The organism is Pseudomonas amygdali, assembly GCF_002699855.1.
Classification (GTDB): domain Bacteria; phylum Pseudomonadota; class Gammaproteobacteria; order Pseudomonadales; family Pseudomonadaceae; genus Aquipseudomonas; species Aquipseudomonas amygdali.
The window spans coordinates 1-6,998 of record NZ_LKBW01000096.1 but is presented as its reverse complement, the minus strand read 5'-3'; the positions used below and the strand labels follow the sequence as shown (position 1 = coordinate 6,998).

Annotated in this window: 8 protein-coding genes; 7 read left to right on the top strand and 1 reads right to left on the bottom strand. The window is 58.1% G+C overall.

Annotated elements, in window-relative coordinates; all coding sequences use genetic code 11:
- Positions 1 to 250: 250 nt before the first annotated feature.
- Together mdaB and AO277_RS09140 are read left to right on the top strand one after the other, a co-directional pair.
- Positions 251 to 838 (top strand): NADPH:quinone oxidoreductase MdaB, encoded by a 588-nt coding sequence (gene mdaB / locus AO277_RS09145; protein WP_002551968.1) that lies wholly within the window; start codon positions 251 to 253, stop codon positions 836 to 838.
- Positions 839 to 896: 58 nt separating this feature from the next.
- Positions 897 to 1,793, top strand: a complete 897-nt coding sequence (locus AO277_RS09140; RefSeq protein ID WP_005746377.1) for a LysR family transcriptional regulator — start codon at positions 897 to 899, stop codon at positions 1,791 to 1,793.
- Between the two features lie 81 nt (positions 1,794 to 1,874).
- On the opposite strand, the gene AO277_RS09135 is transcribed toward AO277_RS09140, so the two are convergent.
- The gene (locus tag AO277_RS09135; protein ID WP_044319962.1) at positions 1,875 to 2,843 is read right to left on the bottom strand and encodes a polyprenyl synthetase family protein; all 969 of its coding nucleotides are present in this window, start codon (positions 2,841 to 2,843) and stop codon (positions 1,875 to 1,877) included.
- A gap of 239 nt (positions 2,844 to 3,082) precedes the next feature.
- Here AO277_RS09135 and rplU point away from each other — a divergent pair, with 239 nt between their 5' ends.
- The 5 genes from rplU (at position 3,083) to AO277_RS09110 (ending at position 6,848) form a co-directional block, all read left to right on the top strand.
- Entirely contained in the window at positions 3,083 to 3,394 is a 312-nt protein-coding gene (gene rplU / locus AO277_RS09130) for a 50S ribosomal protein L21 (RefSeq protein ID WP_002551971.1), read from the top strand.
- A gap of 32 nt (positions 3,395 to 3,426) precedes the next feature.
- Positions 3,427 to 3,702: a 50S ribosomal protein L27 gene (gene rpmA / locus AO277_RS09125; protein ID WP_002551972.1), complete on the top strand. Its 276-nt coding sequence runs from the start codon at positions 3,427 to 3,429 to the stop codon at positions 3,700 to 3,702.
- A 216-nt stretch (positions 3,703 to 3,918) separates the two neighbouring features.
- The gene (gene cgtA / locus AO277_RS09120; protein WP_044319961.1) at positions 3,919 to 5,142 is read left to right on the top strand and encodes an Obg family GTPase CgtA; all 1,224 of its coding nucleotides are present in this window, start codon (positions 3,919 to 3,921) and stop codon (positions 5,140 to 5,142) included.
- Positions 5,143 to 5,231: 89 nt separating this feature from the next.
- On the top strand, positions 5,232 to 6,350 hold the full coding sequence (proB, locus tag AO277_RS09115) for a glutamate 5-kinase (RefSeq protein ID WP_044319960.1): 1,119 nt from the start codon (positions 5,232 to 5,234) through the stop codon (positions 6,348 to 6,350).
- A 27-nt stretch (positions 6,351 to 6,377) separates the two neighbouring features.
- Complete coding sequence (locus tag AO277_RS09110) at positions 6,378 to 6,848, top strand: CreA family protein (RefSeq protein ID WP_044319959.1); 471 nt, start codon at positions 6,378 to 6,380, stop codon at positions 6,846 to 6,848.
- Positions 6,849 to 6,998 lie beyond the last annotated feature (150 nt).

Below are 6,998 nucleotides of genomic sequence, written 5' to 3'. Positions count from 1 at the left end.
TTTGGTCGGCATACATGCACCTCTAGCTACATGTTATGCCCGAACACAAAATTTCTGACAGTCTCACCTGTCTTCATCCGCTCAGGCATTTCGCTCAATAGTCTTAACGCCATTCGTGACTGTGAAGCAAGAGTATTTTGCCCTTCGCTGTCTTACTCATGGGCGCACATCTCTTTACTCTCGGCTCATCCATTAATCACCTCCACCTCAGCCTCAAGACTGGCCGGGGTTGGGTAGCGAGAGATCAGCCATGAAAAAAGTATTGTTCCTCAACGGCGGCAAGCAGTTCGCGCACTCCGATGGTCGCTACAACGCGACCCTGCACGAGGCGGGCGTAGTGTTCATGGACCGCGCCGGTTTTGATGTGAAGGAAACCTTCATCGACGGCGGTTACAACGTGGCCGAGGAAGTGCAGAAGTTTCTCTGGGCCGATGTCATCGTCTGGCAAATGCCTGGCTGGTGGATGGGTGCGCCATGGACAGTGAAAAAATACATTGATGAAGTGTTCACCGAAGGGCACGGCAGCCTGTACGCCAATGACGGCCGCACCCGTTCGGATGCGTCGCAGACGTATGGCAGCGGTGGCTTGCTGCAGGGCAAGCAATACATGATTTCCGCGACCTGGAATGCGCCACAGAAAGCCTTCGATGACGCTTCTGATTTCTTCGAGGCCAAGGGCGTCGACGCGGTGTACTTCCCGTTTCACAAGGCCAACGAGTTTCTGGGTATGACCGGGCTGCCGACGTTTCTGGCAGTGGACGTGATGAAAATGCCGAATATCGAAGCGGATGTGCAGCGTTACGAGGCTCACCTGGGCAAAGTGTTTGGTGCGCAGTAAGCACAACCTTTGCACTGAACAGCGCTAATATCCTCTGAGTGTTGAGCAGGGGACAACAGTGAAAGCCAGATCTGATGAATTGCAGGTGTTTGTCTCGGTCATCGAAAGCGGTTCGATTTCCGCGGCGGCAGAGAAAATGGGCCAGACGCCCTCCGGTGTCAGCCGTACCCTGTCACGTCTGGAAGCCAAGCTTGAAACCACGCTGATCAACCGCACGACGCGGCGCATGGACCTGACCGAGGAGGGCAAGTTCTTTCTGGAACGGGCCCGCCATATTCTCGAGCAGATGGAAAGCCTGGAAGAAAGGCTCTCTTCCTCCCGGCAGACGCCCGCCGGCCGCTTGCGTATCAATGCCGCGTCACCGTTCATGCTGCATTGCATCGTGCCGCATGTGGCGGAGTTTCGTCAGCGTTACCCGGATATCGAACTGGAACTCAACAGTGATGACTGGTTCATCGACCTGCTTGAGCAGAGCACCGATATTGCCATTCGAATCGGCGTGCTGCCTGACTCGACCCTGCATGCCCGCTCGCTGGGCAGTTGCCTGCTGAATATCGTCGCCAGCCCGGCTTACCTGCAACGCCACGGCTCCCCGAAAACCGCAGAAGACCTGGCGCAACACGTATTGGTCGGTTTCACACACGTGGAATCTCTCAATCAATGGCCGTTGCGCCACGCTGAGGGCGATCGCCTGTCCATCAAGCCTGCCATTTCGGCATCCAGCGGTGACACCTTGCGCCATCTGGTGCTGGAGGGCGTGGGGATCGCCTGTCTTTCCGACTTCATGACCAATGATGACCTGCGCGAGGGGCGGCTGGTCTGTCTGTTGAAGGGCGCCAACAGTGGCTATCGTCAGCCGATTCATGCCGTGTACTACCGCAATTCGCGACTGGCGTTGAGGATTCAGTGTTTTCTGGATTTCATGCAGGAGAAACTTGCTGGCTACACACACTGAAGGTGCTTGAGCGCGATGGGCGTTGTGCGCAGGTAATAAAAAGCCCGTCACGCTGGACGGGCTTTTCAGCGGCGATGGCTGTCAGTGTGTGCGGGCGACCGCAAACTCGCTCAGCTCGACCAGTGCATCCCGGTACTCGCTGGGCGGCAGGGTGTCCAGACAGGCAATCGCGCGGGCGGCATAGTCACGGGCCAGTTGTGCGGTGTAGTCCAGCGCTCCAGCGCTTTCCACAGCATTGCGGATGCTTTCCAGATCTTCCAGACTACCTTTCTGGATCGCCTGACGAACCAGCGCGGCCTGCTCCGGGCTGCCTTCACGCATGGTGTAGATCAGCGGCAGGGTAGGCTTGCCTTCGGCAAGGTCGTCGCCGACGTTCTTGCCCAGGGTTTCGGCATCGCCACGGTAGTCCAGCAAGTCATCGACCAGCTGGAAAGCCACGCCCAGATGGTCGCCGAAGGTGCGTAGCGCTTCGCTCTGTACCTCTGGTGCGTTGCACAGGGCTGCGGCACTGTGAGTCGAGGCTTCGAACAGCATGGCTGTCTTGCCGCGAATCACTTCCATGTAGGTTTCTTCAGTGGTGCTGGCGTCGCGAATCTTCGACAACTGCAGCACTTCGCCTTCGGCAATGATACGGGTCGCCTTGGACAGGATTCTCATGACTTCCATCGAGCCCAGTTCGACCATCATTTCGAACGAGCGCGAATACAGGAAGTCACCCACCAGCACGCTGGGCGCATTGCCCCACAGCGCGTTGGCGGTGGATCGGCCACGACGCATGCCGGACATGTCGACGACATCGTCATGCAGCAGGGTTGCGGTGTGGAGGAATTCGATGGTGGCGGCCAGCAGGCGAAGGTCATCGCCTTCGCGGCCCAGCGCCTTGCCACACAGCAGTACCAGCAACGGACGCAGACGCTTGCCGCCTGCCGACGTAATGTAATCACCGATTTTCGAGACCAGCGGTACGCGCGACGTCAGTTGCTTTTTGATGATAAGGTCAACGGCACTAAAGTCGTCCGCCACCGCGCGATAGAAGGCTTGGGGTTGCATCAGCGACACGTGCTCCGGATAGGTTGCGCCGCATGCTAGGTCGCGGGGTAGAGCGTGTCAAGGTATGACGACCCGCCTCTTGCAACACACGAATGCCTTGCGTACAATCGCGCACCCTAACTTTCCTGGGCAGCACCTGCCTTACGCAATGCAAACGGGCCGTTCCAGCCCCATGCAGCCATGCCAGCCGATACTCTTCTTATAAAGAGCTGGGTGAGCAGGATTTTCGGAGAAATACCATGTACGCAGTAATTGTTACCGGTGGCAAGCAGTACAAAGTCGCCCCAGGTGAATACCTGAAAATTGAAAAACTGGAAATCGCTACTGGCGAATCCGTCACTTTCGACCGCGTTCTGCTGGTTGGCAATGGCGACGACGTCAACATCGGTGCTCCAGTTGTTGCTGGCGCTACCGTTGTGGCTGAAGTGGTTTCGCAAGGTCGTCACGATAAGGTTCGTATCATCAAGTTCCGTCGTCGTAAGCACCACATGAAGCGTATGGGCCACCGCCAGTGGTACACCGAGATCAAAATCACAGGTATTCAGGCTTAATTCAGCCTAATCCTCATTTGGAGAATTGACTCATGGCACACAAAAAAGCTGGTGGTAGTACCCGTAACGGGCGCGACTCAGAAGCCAAACGCCTTGGCGTGAAGATGTATGGCGGCCAGGCTATCATTCCTGGCAACATCATCGTGCGTCAGCGCGGTACCCAATTCCACGCTGGCTACGGCGTTGGCATGGGTAAGGATCACACCCTGTTCGCGAAAGTGGAAGGCGTGATCAAGTTTCAGGTCAAGGGCGCCTTCGGTCGCCGCTACGTGAGCATCGTTCCGAAGACTGAAGTCTCCGCAGCGTAATCACGCAGTTGCTTAAAAGCCCTGTCTTGCGACGGGGCTTTTTTGTTTGTAGAGGTAGAGAGGCAGGTGAGTCTCTTGCAAAACTGTTTGTGCGGGCTGTTGTGATGTTGACCCTTGGGGTCGCTGGTTTCTGATCGGTATCGCAACGCTCATTTTTGCAAGAGTCTTATGTAATTTATGTGGTTCTGCTCGTCCCTGTGGCGGGAGGCGTGCGTTATGAAATTTGTAGATGAAGTATCCATTCGAATAAAAGCCGGTGACGGTGGCAACGGTTGCATGAGCTTCCGTCGCGAAAAATTCATTGAAAACGGTGGTCCGAATGGTGGTGATGGTGGTGATGGTGGTTCGATCTTCATGGTCGCCGACGTCAACCTGAATACGCTGGTCGACTACCGTTACACCCGTCACTTCGATGCCGAGCGCGGCTCCAATGGCGGCAGCGCAGACTGCACGGGTCGCAAGGGTGAGGAGCTGGTACTGCGTGTGCCGGTCGGGACCACCATCATCGACGCCACTACCCAGGAAATCATCGGTGACCTGACTAAAGATGGTCAGCGCCTGATGGTCGCCCAGGGCGGCTGGCACGGCCTGGGTAACACTCGGTTCAAATCCAGTACCAACCGTGCTCCGCGTCAGACCACGCCGGGCAAGCCGGGTGATCAGCGTGATCTCAAGCTTGAGCTGAAAGTGCTGGCCGATGTTGGTTTGCTGGGCTTGCCAAACGCTGGCAAGAGCACCTTCATTCGCTCGGTATCCGCTGCCAAGCCAAAAGTCGCCGACTATCCATTTACCACGCTGGTGCCAAACCTGGGCGTTGTCAGTGTCGATCGCTGGAAGAGCTTTGTGGTGGCCGACATTCCAGGTCTGATCGAAGGTGCATCCGATGGTGCCGGTCTGGGGATTCGCTTCCTCAAGCATCTGGCGCGTACCCGCCTGCTGTTGCACCTCGTCGATATGGCGCCGCTGGATGAAAGCAGTGCTCCGGATGCCGCCGAAGTGATCGTCAACGAGCTGGAAAAATTCAGCCCGTCGCTGGCCGAGCGTGATCGCTGGCTGGTGCTGAACAAGTGTGACCAGATCCTCGAAGAGGAGCAGGAAGCGCGCAAGCAGGAGATCTTTGATCGTCTGGAGTGGACCGGCCCTGTTTACGTGATCTCTGCGATTGCCAAAGAAGGCACCGAGCAGTTGACCCGCGACATCATGCGTTACCTCGAAGAGCGCAGCCAGCGTATCGCCGAGGAGCCTGGTTATGCTGAAGAGCTGACCGAGCTGGATCAGCGCATCGAAGACGAAGCCCGTGCTCAGTTGCAGGCGCTGGATGATCAGCGTGCACTGCGTCGCAGCGGCGTGAAGAGCGTGCATGACATCGGTGACGATGACTGGGACGAAGAAGATGTGGACGATGAAGATGGTCCGGAAATCATTTACGTCCGTGACTGATCGCTTGAAGTAAACTTGAACGCCGCTACGATTGTCAGCGGCGTTTTTGTATCCCGAATTTGAAAATCTCTGGCTAGGGTTGGAAGAAGATGCGCAGCAAAGTGACGGGCGCCCAGCGCTGGGTTGTGAAGATTGGCAGTGCCTTGTTGACCGCGGATGGCAAGGGGCTGGATCGCAACGCCATGGGTGTTTGGGTGGAGCAGATGGTGGCGCTGCATGAGGCGGGTGTCGAGCTGGTGCTGGTGTCTTCCGGGGCAGTGGCTGCCGGTATGAGCCGTCTTGGCTGGACGGCTCGACCCAGCGCCATGCATGAGCTCCAGGCTGCTGCGGCCATCGGTCAGATGGGCTTGGTACAGGCGTGGGAATCGAGTTTTGCCGAGCATGGCCGGCATACCGCGCAAATTCTGCTGACCCATGACGACCTGTCGGACCGCAAGCGCTACCTCAATGCCCGCAGTACCCTGCGCACGCTGGTCGAGCTTGGGGTTGTGCCGGTCATCAACGAAAACGACACAGTGGTCACCGACGAAATCCGTTTTGCCGATAACGACACGCTGGCGGCGCTGGTTGCCAATCTGGTCGAGGCCGATCTGCTGGTCATCCTGACTGACCGCGACGGCATGTTCGACGCTGATCCGCGCAACAACCCGGATGCACAACTCATTTACGAAGCGCGCGCCGATGATCCGGCGCTTGATGCTGTGGCCGGTGGTACAGGCGGCGCACTGGGGCGCGGTGGTATGCAGACCAAGTTGCGCGCTGCGCGTCTGGCGGCGCGTTCCGGTGCGCATACCGTCATTGTCGGCGGGCGTATCGAGCGTGTGCTGGCGCGGCTCAAGGGTGGCGAGCGTTTGGGTACATTGCTGTCTCCCGAGCGCGGTATGCTCGCGGCGCGCAAGCAGTGGCTGGCAGGGCACCTGCAGACTCGCGGCACGCTGGTGCTGGACGATGGCGCTGTTGCGGCGCTGGCCAAGGATCAGAAAAGTCTGCTGCCGGTGGGTGTCAAGCTGGTGCAGGGCAGCTTCCGGCGTGGCGAGATGGTGGTATGCGTCGCCCCGGACGGTCGCGAGATCGCTCGTGGGCTGAGCAACTACAGTGCCATCGAAGCCCAGAAAATCATTGGTCACTCTTCCGAAGCCATCGTGCGTGAGCTGGGCTATATGGCCGAGCCTGAGCTGATTCATCGGGACAATCTGATCCTCGTCTGACTCGAGGCTGCAAAAAAGGACTATTTGATGCGCTTTATGAAAGGTTTGTTGGCGGCCGCGTTGCTGATGCCGGTGTTGGTCTCGGCTGAAGAGATCGGTCAGGTGTCGACGGTGTTCAAGATGGTCGGGCCAAACGACCGCATCGTGGTCGAGGCGTTTGACGATCCCAAGGTCGACGGTGTGACGTGCTATCTGTCGCGCGCCAAGACCGGTGGCGTGAGGGGTGGTCTGGGGTTGGCCGAAGACCGTGCCGAGGCGTCCATTGCCTGTCGTCAGGTCGGGCCTATCCGCTTCAAGGAAACCCTCAAGGATGGCGATGAGGTCTTCAAGGAGCGTACGTCGCTGGTCTTCAAGACCATGCAGGTGGTGCGCTTCTTCGACAAGAAGCGCAATGCGCTGGTGTACCTGGTCTATAGCGACCGTGTCATCGAAGGCAGCCCGCAGAATGCCGTGACCGCCATTCCTATCCTGCCATGGGCAACCGCGCCCGCGCCTTGATGTGGCTCAGGGGTGGGCGCAGAGCGTCCAGAACGGCATGCCGACGCGGAGCGTCGCACGATAGTTGAATTACCGTTCCTCACGCTCCTGGTATGCCCCCCGAAGGTTGGACAATTATCCACTTACGCTGCCTTGGCGGCCTGCATCCTG